This is a genomic window from Streptomyces laculatispora, from assembly GCF_017353455.1.
GTDB lineage: Bacteria > Actinomycetota > Actinomycetes > Streptomycetales > Streptomycetaceae > Streptomyces > Streptomyces laculatispora.
Map to the genome: position 1 here is coordinate 1 of NZ_JAFMPZ010000098.1, position 16,625 is coordinate 16,625.

General features: G+C 70.6%; 7 protein-coding genes and 1 pseudogene. 2 read left to right on the forward strand and 6 right to left on the reverse strand.

The annotated features are described in order from the left end of the window. The 3 genes and pseudogenes from J1C73_RS05645 to J1C73_RS05655 all read right to left on the reverse strand — a co-directional run. A pseudogene (locus J1C73_RS05645) lies at positions 1-1,480 on the reverse strand (Eco57I restriction-modification methylase domain-containing protein); the annotation flags it as partial. Then, positions 1,480-4,458: a DEAD/DEAH box helicase gene (locus J1C73_RS05650; protein WP_207315364.1), complete on the reverse strand. Its 2,979-nt coding sequence runs from the start codon at positions 4,456-4,458 to the stop codon at positions 1,480-1,482. The pseudogene J1C73_RS05645 and the gene J1C73_RS05650, both read right to left, overlap by 1 nt. Before the next feature lie 50 nt (positions 4,459-4,508). After that, on the reverse strand, positions 4,509-10,847 hold the full coding sequence (locus J1C73_RS05655; RefSeq protein WP_207315365.1) for a protein kinase domain-containing protein: 6,339 nt from the start codon (positions 10,845-10,847) through the stop codon (positions 4,509-4,511). 342 nt (positions 10,848-11,189) lie between these two features. Here J1C73_RS05655 and J1C73_RS05660 point away from each other — a divergent pair, with 342 nt between their 5' ends. Next, entirely contained in the window at positions 11,190-12,911 is a 1,722-nt protein-coding gene (locus J1C73_RS05660; RefSeq protein WP_123463665.1) for an N-6 DNA methylase, read from the forward strand. A 436-nt stretch (positions 12,912-13,347) separates the two neighbouring features. Here the strand turns inward: J1C73_RS05660 and aceB are convergent, their stop codons facing one another. Both aceB and J1C73_RS05670 read right to left on the reverse strand, forming a co-directional pair. Beyond that, positions 13,348-14,967 (reverse strand): malate synthase A, encoded by a 1,620-nt coding sequence (aceB, locus tag J1C73_RS05665; protein WP_207315366.1) that lies wholly within the window; start codon positions 14,965-14,967, stop codon positions 13,348-13,350. A gap of 234 nt (positions 14,968-15,201) precedes the next feature. Next, positions 15,202-15,825, reverse strand: coding sequence for a nucleotidyltransferase family protein (locus J1C73_RS05670; RefSeq protein WP_207315367.1), 624 nt, complete (start codon positions 15,823-15,825; stop codon positions 15,202-15,204). 218 nt (positions 15,826-16,043) lie between these two features. On the opposite strand from J1C73_RS05670, the gene J1C73_RS05675 reads away from it, so the two are divergent. Further along, positions 16,044-16,346, forward strand: a complete 303-nt coding sequence (locus J1C73_RS05675; RefSeq protein ID WP_199884385.1) for a DUF5955 family protein — start codon at positions 16,044-16,046, stop codon at positions 16,344-16,346. 49 nt (positions 16,347-16,395) lie between these two features. Here J1C73_RS05675 and J1C73_RS05680 read toward each other — a convergent pair. After that, positions 16,396-16,625: response regulator transcription factor (locus J1C73_RS05680; RefSeq protein WP_207315368.1), on the reverse strand; the 230-nt coding region annotated here is incomplete at its 5' end.

Below are 16,625 nucleotides of genomic sequence, written 5' to 3' on the forward strand. Positions count from 1 at the left end.
CTCGCTGCTCGCCCCGCTTGACCGCATCGTCTATCACCGGGTTCAGCGTCGTGTCGAGCAGGCACTCGATGAGCGAGGACGGGGTGTAGTAGCTGCCCGTCGTCTTGCGGCTGTTGCCCGCGACCTCCACCAGCTCGAAGGAGCGGTCGGAGGCGGAGTGCTTCGGCTCCAGTTCGAGCAGGGACTCGTAGACCGAGCCCAGTTCCTCAGCGTCCAGGTGGCGGTAGTCGACGGAGCGCCAGCGGCGGGCCCCGGGGTCGCGTACCTGGGCGAGGTGCCGGACGGCGGTCAGCAGCGACTCGTTCGACAGCTTCAGGCCGTCGAGCGGGGCGTCCGCGTCCGTGTGGGAGAAGAGGCCGCCGAGGCCGGGCAGGCCGAGTTCGGGGCGGCCGGCCTCCGCGCCCAGCGCGTCGAGGACGATGCGCAGAGCCTCGTAGAGATCGCCGTGGGCCGTGCCCTGGCGGCGGCGGGCGTGGGTGCGCAGGCGGGCGGAGGAGAAGTACTTCTCGTACGTCTCGCGCTGGCGATCGGTGGCCTCGGGGTCGAGCAGCGCCCCGCGGTCCTCTGCGACGAAGACGAAGAGGAGCCGGTAGACGAGGCGGAGGAGGGCGGCCTGGAGTGCGTTCGGGTTGACGTCCTCGCGCAGAGCCGCGTTGGCCGGGTGGCGCAGGAAGCCCGTGCCGAGGACGGTGAGGGCGTGCTGGACGCCGAGGCGGAGCTGGTCGAGGGCGCGGGCGCCCGACGTCACCGCCTCCGTCCGCCACTTCTCCAGCCAGCACCCCGACGCAGGCTGACCTTCCCCCACCTCGAAGCGCGACGCGTGCAGTGTCATGTAAAGGAGCACGAACTCGCTGAAGAGTTCGCCGTCGAAGATCGCTTCGAGGTCGAACTCGACGTACGCCGCCGTCGCCATCGCCGACGAGTCGCGCAGCAGGCGCACGCTGCGGCCGTTGGTGAGGATCGCCCAGAGGTGGGCCTCGGTGCGGTTGAGGCAGTCCTGGAGCATCGACTGGGCGGGCATCTGCCCGGCCGTCGCGCGCTTGTCGAGCTCCTGGTTCCAGGGGATCTGGTGGACCAGGGCGGCGCCGTGCCGGTGTGAGACGGGGAAGTGCTTGGCCGGGTCGGAGTCGGCGGGGATGCCCGGCGTGCCGACCTCCGTCAGGCGGCCGAAGTCGAGCTTGCGGAACAGCTGGGCAAGCCAGTCGTTGCCCGCGCGGCCCGTCGGGTCGGCGGCCGGGGCGCCCGTCTTCGGGTCCGAGGGGAGGGCCGCGCGCAGGTCGCGCCAGAGCGGCTTGAGGTACTCCCAGGCGCGCTCGGCCTCGTCGCGGACGGCGACGGAGGCGGGCAGGTGGTAGTCGGCCGGCTTCGTGCCGGGGAGCTTCGCGGCCTCCGCGATGCGCAGCAGCATGTCGGAGGGGAGCAGGCCGCCGACCGTGGTGACAGCGGTGAAGGCCGGGGCGGTGCGGGTGGCGGCGGACATCAGGCGACAGCTCCAGCGGGGGTCACACCGGCGGCGGCCGGGTTCGCGGGCAGGTAGACGTAGGCGCCGAGGATGTCGGCGGGCTTCTGCGGGACGACCTTCAGACCGCGGACGATCTCCCGGAGCCGGGTGTCGGTGTCGGCCCTGCGGACCCGGCGGTGCGAGGCGTCCAGTTCGGCGGCCAGGCGCTCCCCGTGCTCCTCCAGATGCGCCGTGAGTTCGCCGAGGTTGTCGAGGGTGCGACTGATCTGGTTGTGGGCCATCTGCGGGTTGGTGTTGGCCGAGGCGCGGGCGGCGAGGAGTTCGGCCGCCGCCTCGTCGTCGAGCCAGCGGGCGCGCTGCGGCATGCCCTCGAAGGCGAGCAGCCGGGCGTCCTCGGCGACCAGCTGCTTCTCGCCCGTACGGGACGGCAGCGTGAGGTGGAAGCGGTAGCGGACCAGGAGCAGCGTCGTACGCGACGTCACCGCGTCCGTGGTGACGACCCCGCAACGGCGGGCCGGGCGCGGGCCTTCGGCCTCGCGGTCGAGGGCGGAGTTCAGGACGTACGAGGCCAGGGCGCCGACCGCCGGGTCGGTGCGCACCAGGGCCGCCTCGCCGCGGGCGATCGCCGGGGACGTGCGGAACGGGATCTCGCGGTCCTCCTCCACGACGCGGTTGCCGAGCGTGGCGGCCAGCGCGTCGCGCAGGCCGGCCGGGGTGCCGCCGACCTGGGCGGTGAAGTCGCCGGAGCCGTCGCGCGGGTCGCGTACGAGGCCGTCCAGGCCGTGCAGGGCGGCGAGGGCGAAGTCGCGGACCTCGTCGGCGCCGCCGAGCGCGGCACGTACCGACGCCACCTCGCGGGCGACGTCCTCCGGGTGGATGGAGCGCTGTGCGTACTTGGAGCGGGAGGTCTTCTCGCGCTCGGCGGCCGAGTTCCAGTCGCGCTCGACGCGCTCCAGGTGCTGCTGGGCCCCCGGGATCTCGAAGAGGGCCTCCTGGCTGCCCTGGCGGCCGTGCAGCAGGAGCCACTCGACGACGGCGTCGGTGACGCCGGACGCGGTCTCGTCCGGGACGGAGACGGAGATGCCGAGGTCCTTCTGGATCTGGCGGTGCTTCTTGAACAGGACCTCGAGGACCTTGCCGTCGATGCCGTTGTCCTCACCGAACATCGTGATGACACGGACCTGGTCGCGCTTCTGTCCGTAGCGGTCGACGCGGCCCTCGCGCTGATCGTGACGGGTGGGGTTCCAGGCCAGGTCGTAGTGGATGACGGAGTCGAAGTGGTGCTGGAGGTTGACCCCTTCGGACAGGCAGTCCGTCGCGATCAGGACGCGGCGGGTGGCCGGGTCGTCCGCGCCCTCGGCGCCGAGCTGCTCGATCCGCTCCAGGCGCTGCTGCGGCGACAGGGTGCCGGTCACGGCGGCGACGTGCACCTTCCTGCCGAGCTTGCCCGGCTTGCCCTCCACGCCGCCCAGCTCCTCGGCGAGGTACTCGGCGGTCGGGATGTAGCGGCAGAAGACGATGGGGTGGTAGCCGTCGGCGAGCAGCGACTTGAGGTGCTTGACCAGCGCCTTGAGCTTCGCGTCGCCCTGCTGGCCGGCGAGGACGGCGGCCCGCTCGGACAGTTCGAGGAGGCGGGCGCCGGCGTTCTCGCTCTCGCTCGCACCCGGGGCGACGTCCAGACCCTCCAGCGCGTCGGTGTCGGCGGCGTCCTGGTTGAGCGGGGCACCCAGGATGTCGGCCTCCTCCGCGCTGCGCGCGACGGCCGCCGTGGAACGGGTCTTCAGCGTCTGGGCGGCCGCCTCCGGCGAGGACACCATCGAGCGGAGCAGGGCGATCACCGACCACCAGGCGATCCGCGCCTCGCGCTTGCCCTGGCTACCGGCCGTCTGCACGCGGTCGGCGGCATAGATGATGGCGTCGTCCAGCAGGGCGCGGTACTCGGGCGTGAGCTTGTAGGGCTCGTCCTTCATCCAGCGGTCGGACGGGAAAGCCGTGCGCTCGGCGAGCGAGTCGTCGGCCAGGCCGTCCTCCTTGGTGAGGTACTGGCGTACGTCGGCGCGCTTACGGGCGACGAAGTGCTCGGCGAGCCTGGCGCGGCCGGCCGGGCTCTCCAGGTCCACGGTCGCCAGATCGGGCCGTACCAGACCGAGCAGGTTGCGGAACGCGGACTCCTTGCCAGAGTGCGGGGTCGCCGTCAGCAGCAGCAGATGCCGGTCCTGGTCGGCGGCGACGCGCTGCAGCAGCTCGTAACGGAGCTGACTGGTTCCGGACTTGCCACCCGCGAGGGTGTCGTCGGCGGAGACGCAGGTGTGCGCCTCGTCGACGATGACCAGGTCCGGGCAGTGGCGGACGAAGTCCTCGCGATGGCGGGTGGACTTGATGAAGTCCGTCGAGATGATCGTGTAGGGGTGCTTGTCGAAGAGCGACTGGCCGAGCTCCAGACCGCGCTCCAGACGCGATACGGTCGAGGCGAGGACGAGCTCCGCGTCGATCCCGAACTTCTCGCGCAGCTCCCCCTGCCACTGCTCCGCCAGCGCGGGCGCGCACAGGACCGTCATCCGGCTCGCCTCGCCCTGCGCGAGCAACTCGGTGGCGATGAGCCCCGCCTCTACGGTCTTGCCGATGCCGACGTCGTCCGAGATCAGCAGCCGGACCGTGTTCTGACGCAGCGCCATGAGCAGCGGGACGAGCTGGTAGGCGCGCGGTTCGACGGCGATCGAAGCAAGCGAACGGAAGGGGCCCGCACCCGAACGGAAGCCCACCCGCAGGGCGGTGCGCAGCAGACCGGCGGCCCGCTGGTCGCCGAGGTCGTCGGCGTCCGGGGCGGCGAACTCCGCCGGGCGCACCTCCTCGAAGGTGGGGAAGACGGCCGCGATGTCGTCGTCGCTGCCGCCCAGCGGGCGCAGCACCAGCATGTCGGGCGCGCTCTCGGGCAGCACCACCCATTCGCGGCCGCGGGCGGCCACCAGGGAACCGGCGGAGTACGTGAGGCTCATGGAGTGTCTCGGATCCTTCGACGCGTACGGAGGGTGCGGAGCGGGTGAGGTCAACGGGTGTGGAAGTAGCCGGAGTTTGCATCGATGATGGTGTCCCAGTCCGTCCCGGGGGCGAAGTGCAGCACTTCCCACCCGGCGTCCTCGAGACGTTCGACGGCGTCAGTGTCCCGGGACGGATCCTCGTCGTGGGAAGGGTCGTCCACGAATGCCGCCACGCGTGCGCCGGCGGGGAAGAAGAGGAAGTCCGGCTTGGCGGCGGCCTCCGGGACGAGCGTGCCCGACTCGTCCGGCAGCCGGTAGCCCTTCGCCTTGAGCCAGCCGAGGAGGTCACCGTTCTCGACGAGCGCGGCCAGATCCGTCTCCAGCGGGGTCACAGAGGAGGGCCTTTCGAGGTTCTGGGCCGCGAGCCGCTGGAACTGCTCCGTGCGCGACTCGCCCCGGTCCTCCTTGACCGTCGTCGCGCTCGCCAGACGCAGCAGCAGCGGGCGTGCCGCATGGCGGCTCAGCTGCCGGTGGACGCCCTGGTTGCCGTAGGTGAGCAGGCACTCGTAGCAGCCCCGAGCACACTTCTCGTCGCTGCTCGGGCCGCCGGCGTCGGCGCCGTCGGCCGGGTCGAAGTGACAGATCCCCAGGGCAGTGCGGGCGGCCTTGGCGAGGGCCCGCTTGTCGCGCTGGATGCGTCGCAGTACGCCCGCCCCGCCCTCCGCGGCCTCCGTGAACAGGACGCGGCGGCGCGGGCCGTCGTCCGGCGGGAGGAGCTCGGCCGTCAGCTCGGCGTCCTCCAGCTCGAAGGCTGCCTCGATGCCGCGCTCCAGCGCGTACATGAACGACAGCGCGACCGGCTCCGGCTGCGGCTCGTCGAGTGTCACGACGAGGATGTTGCGCCGGTCCTCCACGTACGGCAGGACGCGCTTCTTGCGGCGCTTCTCGTTGCCGTCCTCGTCGACGACCGGCATGCCGGTGCCCTCGATGGCTTCGGCGGCGGCCTTGTCGTTGAGCCAGCGGCCGTCGCTGAGGTCGAGCCAGTAGCCGTCCGGTTCACCCTGCTTGTCGCGGACCCGGCCCAGGTTGGTGATGCGGACGGTCGCGGAGTCGCCGTAGTCGAGGTCGAGGACCGGTGTGGCCTCCGCGTCGGTGACGTGTGAGGTGAGGCGGCCCTTGCGCGTGCCGTGGTCCTGGAAGGCGTACGAGGTCTCCAGCCGGAAGCCGGCCCTGCGCCGCTCCTCCTCGTCTGAGGAGATCCGCTCCCGCGGTGTGGTGAACACCGTGTGCAGGTGCAGCAGGCTGGTGCGCCGGCCGGTCAGCGGCTCCTTGCACATGTCGCAGACGTCGGCGCCGGCGGACCCCTCGTAGTGGTAACCGCAGTGGTCGCAGCGCTTGGCCTCGGCCGTCGCCAGATCTCCCGAGGCGTCCGGGGGCAACTGCACGCGGGTGACCTGGTAGCGGGCGCCCTCGTGGTAGATCAGCGCACCGGGGCCGAACTCGCGGATGGCGAGAAAGCGCGGACGCTGCAGATAGTCGCCGTCCGCGTTCCGCCGGTTGCCGGAGCGCGGGATGTACGCGGCCAGAGGCAGACGCGGGAAGCTGTAACCGGGCAGGAAACCCTCGGAAGCCAGGTAGCGGTACGGGTTGAAGTCGCTCATCACGGACTTGGAGTCCGACGAACGGTTCAGCAGCAGCGCGGTCTGGGTCTCCGCCTCACGCCTGCGGGACCGGGCACGCCCCTGCTCGCCCTGGCTGAGGGTGTGGTCGACGACCCGCCGGTTCTGCTCGTACTGGTCCAGGACGGCGGCACGGAACAGCTGACGCCACCGGTCGAACGCCGCGTCGAACGCGGTGGGAGCCTTGGCGACCTGGTCCTCGATCCACTCGTCGTACCACCAGGTGGTGTCGGCGAAGTCCGGGATCAGCGGTCCCAGGGCCGTGCGCGCGGCCGCGACCGCCCGACGTCGCGCGTCCTCGTCCAGCGACCGGTCACGGGTGTCGGACAGCAGCGGCAGCGGCATGTCCGGGTCCGGGCGCTCCTCGCCGTCCGGGTCGTACGCGACGTCGACGACGTCGGGGACGGCACGGCCCAGCTTCATGCCCGTCTCGGCGAGCCAGATGCCCTGCAGATGCGAGCGGACCAGGTCCTCGTTGGCGAGGTCCAGGCGGGGCGGGGCGACCTGTCCGGCCACCATGTCCCGGGAACGGCGGAAGTAGTACTGGTCGTGGCTATTGCCCGTGGCGCAGTACGTGGTGACGAGAGCGGGCTGCCCCGACCGGCCCGCCCGGCCGGAGCGCTGGGCGTAATTGGCCGGTGTGGGCGGGACGTTGCGCATCATGACGGCGTTGAGCGAGGAGATGTCCACGCCCAGCTCCATCGTGGGCGAGCAGTACAGCAGGGGCAGCTCGGCGGAACGGAACTCCTCCTCGCGGCGTTCACGGTCCTCGGGCGACACCTGCGCGGTGTGCTCACGCGCGTACAGACCGGCCAGCTCCGCGGCGGCGTCCTGATAGAGGCGGCGGAAGAACGGGTTCACGCGCGGGCCTTCACCGCTGTGGTACGTCCGGGTCAGCGGGTCCTGCGCACCGCTCTCGCCCGTCCCCGCCTTCCAGATCAGGGACGCGGCCGAGACCCGGAAGCCGGTGCGCTGTTCCGCCTGGCGACGGCGGTACACCGGGCCGGACTGCTCCGGTCCCGCCTGCACCTCGTGTACCAGATCGGCCTCCCGCAGGACTTTCAGCAGGTCGTCGATGACCGTCTGGACGTCGTCCAGGCCCAGGCCCCGGAACGCCGCCGCCGTGCGCTTGAGGTACTTGCCGAACTTGCCGCGCGCGGACAGGAAGAGCGCGGAGCGCTCCATGCCGGGCTTCGACGCGTACGGGTAGGCGGTCCCGACCTGCGGCTTGTCGCCCTCGGACAGCACCCAGGGGTCGACGAGCCGCTCCTCGCTGGCACGCTGCAGGGCGTCGAAGTCGTCGCGGAAGTACTGCACGTCGATGGCGAGATGGCGGCGCATGTGGTCCAGGAGCGCGTGGGCCACCTCGTAGCGCAGCGCCGGCTCGGCGTCGCGCAGTGCGAGATGCGTGGACTGCCAGCGATCCTGCTGCTCCGCCAGCCAGTCGAGGTCCTCGTAGTCGATGCGGAGCAGGCCGGACTGCTCCAGGTTCGGCATCGTGATGCGCCAGCCGCGTTCGAGGTCGCGGTAGAGGCGGTAGCCGACGACGTCCCGGAACACCTTGGTGGCGCGACGTTCCAGACCGGGGGCCATGCTCGCGTTGCCGGTGTACTCGCGGGGCCTGAGATTCATGACCTCGGTGACGGCCTGGGTGAGGTCGTCATGGCGCAGCCCTTCCTCACCGGCCAGCAGCGCAGCCTGGTGCAGGGCGCTGCGCAACTGTGTCACCTGGGCGAAGTCGTTGAAGTGCCCGGCCTGCAAGGAGGCGTCCTGCCGGTTGTCCACGAACGTGAGGAGCTTGCGGGCCTCCTTGGACAGCACGTCCTCGGGGACCGAGCGCAGCGACTTTACGATCGACGCCGACACGACGGACGTCGCCGACGAACGCCCTTCCTGGTCGAGTGTGGCCAGCTTGGCGAAGTCCCGGCCGCGCGTCTGCTCGTAGGAGATCTGACAGTGCAGGCAGAACAGGAACGGAGCCGGGATGAATGCGGCCACCAGACCCTCACCGGACTCGTGCCCGAACGCGTCGACGACGACACGCTTGGGCACGCGTGGCCGGTAGGTCTTCTTGACGGCGTTCACACCGTGGCCGTCCGACTCCAACCAGGACTCCGGCAGCCGTCGGTCCTGGATGGCCTGCTGAGGATCGGCCGGCCACTCGTAGTCCTCGCCGGGCGTGCCGATGTACAGGTAGCCCTCGCCCTCGCGGCCGCCGGACCCGGAGGTGTCACGGCGCGGCTCGTAACGGAACGTCCCGTTCTCGTCGGTGCGCCACACGGTGACGTACTCCTGGCCGCACTCACGGCAGAACGCCAGCGGGAAGAGCGGCTTGCCGTCGCTGTCGGGCTGCTCCAGCTGGTAGGTGCGGGTCAGCGGGCGGGTCAGCGGATCCTGGAGCGTCGTGTAGACCGTGTCGCCCTTGGAGAGGAACTGGTGCAGCCGGAATGCGAACAACGGCCGCTCGGTCACCGGGTGTTTGGCCTGCGACCCGGCTTCCAGCGTGGCGCGGATCGCCTCGCCGACGGCTTCCGGTGCAACGCCGGACTCGGCGGCGAGGTCATCCGCCGCCTGCTCGATCGTGCCGGGCGGGCAGCGCCGCAGACGGCCCGTCCCGGGCTCGCGCTCCAGGCCGAACCGCGACTCAAGCCACCGCGCCAGCGGGTCCTTGGTGAGTGCCTGATACGACAAGGGTGCGGCGGCCGCGCGCAGCCGCTCGGCCGGAACCCGGTCCGGGGCCTCATCCGTGGCGCGCACCAGCGTCTCGCCGATGACGCGCCGGGGCAGCACAGTGGTGCCGAAGAGCCGGCCTGCGACCTTCGCGACCTCGCGCTGCTGGTCCGGCCAGGTGCCCTCGGTCGACATCGTCGCGGACGTACCGATGCACTGAAGGGTGTCCGCCGCGCGGCACGCCTCGCGGACCCGGCGGATCAGCAGGGCGACGTCCGCCCCCTGGCGGCCGCGGTAGGTGTGCAGCTCGTCGAAGACCAGGAACTGCAGACCCTCGGCCATCCGGATCAGGCTTGCCCGGTCGTCGGGCCGGGTGAGCATGAGTTCCAGCATCACGTAGTTGGTGAGCAGGATGTCCGGCGGGTTCTTGCGCAGCTCGCGCCGCTGCTCGTCGCTCTCCTGGCCCGTGTAGCGGGCGAACGTGACGGGCTCGCGGCCGGCGCCGAAGCCGTGCCGCAGGTACTTCTGCAACTCCTTGAGCTGCGAGTTGGCCAGCGCGTTCATCGGGTAGACGATGATGGCCCGCACCCGGCCGGGCGCGCCGGGGCCCTCGGTCTCCCGTTCCTTGAGGACCTGGTTGACGATCGGGACGATGTAGGCGAGCGACTTGCCGGAGCCCGTGCCGGTGGTGAGCACGTACGAGTCGCCGGCCTGTGCGGCATCGATCGCCTCACGCTGGTGCCGGTGGAAGGTGAGCGGCCGGCCACTGGGACGGCGGGAGTCCTCCTTCTTGCCGGCCTGGAAGATCTCGGCGCACTTCTGGTGCAGGACATCGTCGCGTACCAGGTCCTGGACGTTGCCGCCGTCGTCGAAGAACGGGTTGAGGGACAGCCAGGGGTCGGGCCACTGCGACTTGTCCGCCAGATCATCCTCGATGAATCCGCTGATCCGGCCGTCGCGCACGACGGTGGCGCCCTTGGTGAAGCGCTCGTACTCGTCGATCAGTTCACGGTGGATACCGAAGACGTCCATGGCGTCCGGAACGCGGGGCGCGCGGCGCGGCACCGGCACGGGCACCGGGGCGGATGGTGCGGGGAACTCCATGCGCAGCCTCGACACCGGGTCCATCGCCGTCCACTCGGGGGCGAGCAAGGCCGCGCTGTCGTCCGGAGCGAGGGCGAGCGGGACGAGGACCTCGCGGACCTGGGTGGCGCTGGACGGACGGTTCGCCGCGTCCTTCTCCAGGAGCCGGTTGACCAGCAGGACGAGTTCGTCGGGCAGGTCGGGGCGGACCACGGTGAGGGAGGGGGGCCGCAGGTTCTGGTGTTGCTCGGAGAGGTCGAAGGCGACCTTGGCGTTGAACGGCGGCTTACCGATGAGCAGTTCGTACAGGACACAACCGAGCGCGTACAGGTCGGCAGAGGCGGTGACCAGCTCGGCACGGAACTGTTCGGGGGCCATGTAGCGGGCGGTTCCCACGGCGACGCCGGTGCTGGTGAGGCGGGTCTGGTCGGCGTCGTCGACCATCCGGCCCATGCCGAAGTCGAGGATCTTGACGGTGCCGTCGCGGGTGAGCATGAGGTTCGCGGGCTTGAGGTCGCGGTGGACGATGCCCGCGCTGTGGGCCGAGGCCAGCCCACCGGCGATCTGCGCGGCCAGGGCCGCGGCCCAGGAGACGGGGAGCTGCGGCTCCTCATCGATCAGCTCGGTCAGGGGATGGCCGTCGAGAAGCTCCATGGCCAGGTAGGGCAAGCCGCTGCCGCCCTGCGCGACGGCGGTGTCGACACCGCCGGCGATGAGGCGGGTGAGATTCGGGTGGCGCGGAGAGAGGCGGCGCATGATGTCCACCTCGCGGCGGAATCGCTCGACCAGGTGTCCGTCCTGGGCGGTATCGACTGCCAGACCCGTCCGGCTGCGCAGGATCGTCTTCAGGGCGACGTCGCGGTCTGCCGCGTTCTCCGCCGCTTGCAGATCGAGGGCTCGGTGGACCTGCCCCATGTTCCCGCGGCCGACGGCCCCTGTGATCCGGAACCGCCCGGCCACCGTCTGCAGGTCCACTGGCACTCCCTTACGTCATCCGACTGCTGGAGGGTGGTGCGCATGGTGCGAGCGCCCCGGCGAGCAAGAGTACACCTAATCGGTTGTCACACTAGTGAGAGTTTCATGTTGACGTAGCTAACGCATTCAGCTCGAACGTGAAGGTTGGGTTGGTCGAGCTTTGGGATCGGCGATCTGGATGCGTTAGCAAAGGTCGAGCCGAGTTCGCGCAGTAGCAGCGCTGCGCCGACCGGGTGGGCTTCACTCGACGGATGCGGTCCTTCGTGCCGAGTTGTGTGTGAGTTGTGTCAACGCATCGATGCAGGCCCGTGTAGGGGGGAGTCTCCGTGTACGGTGGCGCTTATGCCGGACACCGTCAAGCCCAGCCCGGACCAACCCGCGGGTGCGTCGTCGGCGCTCGTCACCGGCGCCGAGATCGCCCGCCTCGCCGGAGTGACCCGGGCAGCTGTTTCCAACTGGCGTCGCCGCTACGAGGACTTTCCCCCGGCCGTCGGTGGCAGTGCCTCCAGTCCTCTCTTTGTATGGGACGCCGTTCAGAAGTGGCTGGACGGTCGCGACAAGAGCCAGGAAGTCTCCCTCGAAGTTCAGACCTGGCAGGCGCTGCGTGCCGCTTACGGTGACGCCACAGTTGCGGCTGTCGCGGCCGCCGTGGAGCACCTTGCCGGTGACGCGGCGCGTGCGGCGGCGGACGCGCCTGCGGGACCGGTCGGCCCCCCGCTGCGTGAACCGTCCGGTGTCCCCCTCCGTAGCTTGCTGGACCGGCTCGCCGCAGACGCCGGGCCGGCGGGGGCCGTCGAAGCCCTGGTGGCCAGGATGACCGACTCCGCCCGCCGTTCCGGCTCCGACCTCGTCACGTCACCCCGCATCGTCCGAGCTGTCACTCACTTCGCCCCCGACCTGCGCCGCGGGCAGACCGTCTTCGATCCCGCCAGCGGTATCGGGACGCTTCTGTTCGGACTGCTACCAGCCCGCGGTCTCGTCCGCTTCGGCCAGGACAGCGATGAGGACTGTGTCCGTATCGCACGCGTGCGCTCTACTCTGACCGGCCGCGAAGACATCCGCATTGCACACGGCGACGCGCTGCGTGCTGATCGCTTTCCCGGTCTTGCCGCCGACCTGGTGGTCTGTGACCCGCCGGCCGCTGTCACCGACTGGGGTCGCGAAGAACTTCTACTCGACCCGCGGTGGGAGTTCGGCACCCCTTCCCGCGCAGAAGGCGAACTTGCCTGGCTGCAGCACGCTTACGCGCACACTGCTCACGGCGGCCACCTGCTTGTGGTCATGCCGGCTTCCGTCGCCTACCGCAAGGCGGGCAGGCGCATTCGCGCCGAACTGGTCCGACGCGGAGCCATTCGCAAGGTCGTCGCCCTGCCCGGAGGTGTCGCCTCCTCGCACGCCCTTCCGGTACACCTCTGGCTCCTGCGCCGCCCCGAAGACACGGGTACGAGACCGGACACCGTCACCATGGTCGACCTCACCTCCAACGACCCCGACGGCACCCTTGTCCCCGCAGACGGCCAGACCGCCGACGTCCCACTCATCGACCTTCTCGATGACGATGTCGACCTCACCCCCGCATCGCACATGCCCGTCGTCCGGCGCGACATGGCCGCCGAGTACGAAAGGGCCCGCGCCGAACTCAGCGCAGCGCTCACAGCCCTGGAATCGCTGCTCCCTGACCTGCGCGTAGGCGACGGTGCCGACTTGTGGGACGGTGCCACCGTCAGCATCGCCGACCTGGCCCGCGCCGGCCTCGTGGACATCGGCGGGGGTATTGTCCGGGCCACGGGGGACCAGATCGACCCCGCGTATCTAGACGGTTTTCTCAATTCCGGGCCGAATATCCGCCGCTCCACCTCCCAGAGCGGCACTTACCGTTCCGACCCCAAGAGCGCTCGCATCCCGCAGCGCGAACCCGTTGTCCAGCGCCGCTACGGCTCGGCGTTCCGAGCGCTCGGAGAAGTGGAAGCCCAGGCGTCGCGCCTCACAGAAACAGTGCGCCGCATGGCGCAGGTCGCCAGGGAGGGACTGGGGAGCGGCGCGTTGCAGCCCGGGGAAGAGTAACGGCGTGACAGCAGCAACTGACGGGTGCGCCGCACGGGTGAGGTGTCTCCCGCACTGGTTCGGCACGGAGACGCCGGCCGACGCCTTGGTGCCGCGGCTGTCCCGTGCGGGGAGCCGCGGGCTACGACTACCTCGACCGGCAGGGGTGGCTGTTTTGATGCGGGGCCTCGGCATGATGCCCTAGCGATCGCCCTGTCCTGTGGCGCCATGCGCCGCAGCACACATGTGTGAGCAAACCGGTCCGGCCCAGCTTTCGGTCAGGGTGCGGCGCAGCTTCGCGGATCATCCTGCCGGTAGCCGACGATCCGGGGTCCTGTCTGTTTGACACATACTGGGACCGATTCGTCCGCGGGCGCACACCGGGCCAGCCCCGGCGCCCGGTGCGCCTCCGCCCCCGGCGCCGCGCGGCACCGGGGGCGGAGGTGTTGGTGCGGCGTCAGCGCAGCTGCTCGTACGCGGGCAGGGTCAGGAAGTCCGCGTAGTCCTGGTCCAGGGAGACCTGGAGCAGCAGGTCGTGGGCCTGCTGCCACCGGCCGGCGGCGAAGGCCTCCTCGCCGGTCTCGGCGCGGATCGCGGCCAGTTCCTCGGCCGCGACCTTGCGGGCCAGCTCCGCCGTGGCGTGCTCGCCGTTCTCGAAGACCACGTCCGCGTTGATCCACTGCCAGATCTGCGAGCGCGAGATCTCGGCGGTGGCCGCGTCCTCCATCAGGTTGAAGATGGCGACCGCGCCCATGCCGCGCAGCCAGGCCTCGATGTAGCGGATGCCGACCGCGACGGCGTTGCGCAGACCGTCGTAGGTGGGCTTGGCGTGCAGGGTGTCGATGGCGATCAGGTCGCCGGCGGCCACCGAGACGTCCTCGCGCAGGCGTTCCTTCTGGTTCGGCTTCTCGCCGAGCACCGCGTCGAAGGAGGCCATGGCGATCGGGACCAGGTCGGGGTGGGCGACCCAGGAGCCGTCGAAGCCGTCGTGCGCCTCGCGGTCCTTGTCGGCCTTGACCTTCTCGAACGCGACCTTGTTGACCTCGGCGTCCCGGCGGGACGGGATGAAGGCCGCCATTCCGCCGATCGCGTGGGCGCCGCGCTTGTGGCAGGTGCGGACGAGGAGTTCGGTGTACGCCCGCATGAACGGTGCGGTCATCGTCACCGCGTTGCGGTCCGGCAGGACGAACTTGGCGCCGCCGTCGCGGAAGTTCTTGACGATGGAGAAGAGGTAGTCCCAGCGGCCCGCATTCAGCCCGGAGGCGTGGTCGCGGAGCTCGTAGAGGATCTCCTCCATCTCGTACGCGGCGGTGATCGTCTCGATCAGGACGGTGGCGCGGACCGTGCCCTGCGGGATACCGACGTAGTCCTGGGCGAAGACGAAGATGTCGTTCCAGAGGCGGGCCTCCAGGTGCGACTCCGTCTTCGGCAGGTAGAAGTACGGGCCCTTGCCGAGGTCGATGAGGCGCTGGGCGTTGTGGAAGAAGTAGAGGCCGAAGTCGACCAGCGCGCCGGGCACCGGGGTGCCGTCGAGCTGGAGGTGCCGCTCGTTCAGGTGCCAGCCGCGGGGGCGGGTGACGACGGTCGCCAGCTCGTCGGCGGGCTTCAGGGCGTACGCCTTGCCGGACCTCGGGTCCGTGAAGTCGATCGCGCGGTTGTAGGCGTCGATCAGATTGAGCTGGCCGAGGACGACGTTCTCCCACGTGGGAGCGGACGCGTCCTCGAAGTCGGCGAGCCAGACCTTGGCGCCCGAGTTCAGGGCGTTGATGGTCATCTTGCGGTCGGTCGGACCGGTGATCTCCACTCGGCGGTCGTTCAGGGCCGCGGGGGCCGGGGCGACCTTCCAGGAGTCGTCCGCGCGGATCGCCGCGGTCTCCGGCAGGAAGTCCAGCGTGGAGGTGCGGGCGATCTCGCCCCGGCGCTCGCCGCGGCGGGCGAGCAGCTCGTCACGGCGCGGGGTGAACCGGCGGTGCAGCTCGGCCACGAACGCGAGAGCCGCGGGTGTGAGGACCTCGTCCTGCCGGGGCAGGGGCTCGGCATCGACGATGGCCAGCGAGGACGGCGCTGGTGCGGACATGAGCGGTCACTCCTTCAGCGGGCGGTGCGGGCGGCGTCTCACGGCCGCCGGGTCGCCTGAAACGGCACGGCGTGCCATGGCTCCGGGATACGGCCGTGGTCGCCGTCTGAGGTGCAGAGGGCTTCTGACCAGTGGATAGTAGTTTCCTCATGGTGGAAGTTCAATGGTTTGTTGATGTCGAGATTCTCCGGGTCGACAGAAGTGGGTCCCTGCTGGCGCAGCGTGCCAGTGTGTTCACTCAAGGTGGGACAGGTCGTCCGACGTGTCGATGTCGAACGCCTGAGCCACATCGGAACACTCGACGAGCGTGATCGCATCGCGGTGCGCCCGCAGATAGGCGCGCGCGCCCTGGTCGCCCACCGCCCCCGCCGCGATGTCTGCCCACAGATCGGCCCCGAACAACACCGGATGGCCGCGTTCCCCCTCGTACGAGGCCGCCGCGAGGCTCGTCCGGGAGCGGTAGGCCGACCGCACCCGCGCCACCGCCTCCGCGCCGATGCCGGGCTGGTCGACCAGCAGGACCAGGACCGCGTCCGCCTCCGTGCCGGTGAGGGCGCCGAGGCCGGCCCGCAGCGAGGAGCCCATGCCCTCGGTCCACTCCGGGTTGACGGTCACCGTGCAGCCGGACAGCCCGGCCCTGGCCCGCACCTCGTCGGCCGCCGCGCCGAGCACCACATGGACCGGACCGCAGCCGCCCTCCCGCAGGGTGCGTACCGCATGGTCGGCGAGGAGGCGGCCGCGGTGTTCCAGCAGCGCCTTGGGGCGCCCGCCCAGCCGGCGTCCACCGCCTGCGGCGAGGAGCAGTCCGGCGACGACCGGGGCGGCGGACGGAGAAGGGGGAGGCGGAGTGCTTGTCATGCGGACTGGATACCTCAGACCGGCGGTTCCCGCACAGGAGGACCGTTTCTGCAACCCCCTGTGATCGTCCGGGACACACCGAGTTCCGTCCGTGGAGTGGCGCCGGGCACCTGTCATGGCGTTAACTTGCCCGCACCCCCGGACACTTGACCATGGTTCGGGACTTGGTCGAAACACCGGCACAAAGACGTGCGAGGGGGAGTGCTTTGTTGAAAAGTGTGGGGCAGGCGCGGGTGACCAGCAGCAACGAGGACCCGAGGGTGACGGAGTTGCGTACGGCCGTCTCCCGGCTCCGGCGGGAGCTGGCCGGACATCCGGCGGAGTTCCCGGACCGCGCCATCGCCGAGGACGAGCTGGCGGCGCTGGACGCGATGGCGGTCAGCGGCGCGCCCGAGATTCCGCGACTGCGCCGGTCGCTGCTGCTGATCGCGGGGGCGATCGGCTCGGTCAGCGCCCTGGCGTCGGCGCTCAGGGACGTACGGGTCGCCGTGGACCTCTTCGGTGAGCCGCCGCGCCGCTGAACCGGAGCGGGTGGTTTCCGGCTCGCGCGCCCAGGGGGAGGGCGGTGGGTCAGCGGCGGATGAGCCTGCGGGCCGTCGCCGCCGCGACTGCGGCCGTCCGCGAGTCGACGCCCAGCTTGGCGTAGATGTGCACCAGGTGGGACTTCACCGTCGCCTGGCTCAGGAACAGCTTCTTGCTGATCTGCAGGTTCGACAGGCCCTCGCCCACCAGTTGCAGGACTTCCAGCTCGCGCTTGGTGAGCGCCTCCGCGGGGGTCCTCATCCGGTCCATCAGCCGGT

Excerpts from the sequence above, each read along its gene's own strand:
- J1C73_RS05650 (WP_207315364.1), bottom strand. The coding sequence starts at position 4,458 with ATGAGCCTCACGTACTCCGCCGGTTCCCTGGTGGCCGCCCGCGGCCGC.
- J1C73_RS05660 (WP_123463665.1), top strand. The coding sequence starts at position 11,190 with ATGCCGGACACCGTCAAGCCCAGCCCGGACCAACCCGCGGGTGCGTCG.
- aceB (WP_207315366.1), bottom strand. The coding sequence starts at position 14,967 with ATGTCCGCACCAGCGCCGTCCTCGCTGGCCATCGTCGATGCCGAGCCC.
- J1C73_RS05670 (WP_207315367.1), bottom strand. The coding sequence starts at position 15,825 with ATGACAAGCACTCCGCCTCCCCCTTCTCCGTCCGCCGCCCCGGTCGTC.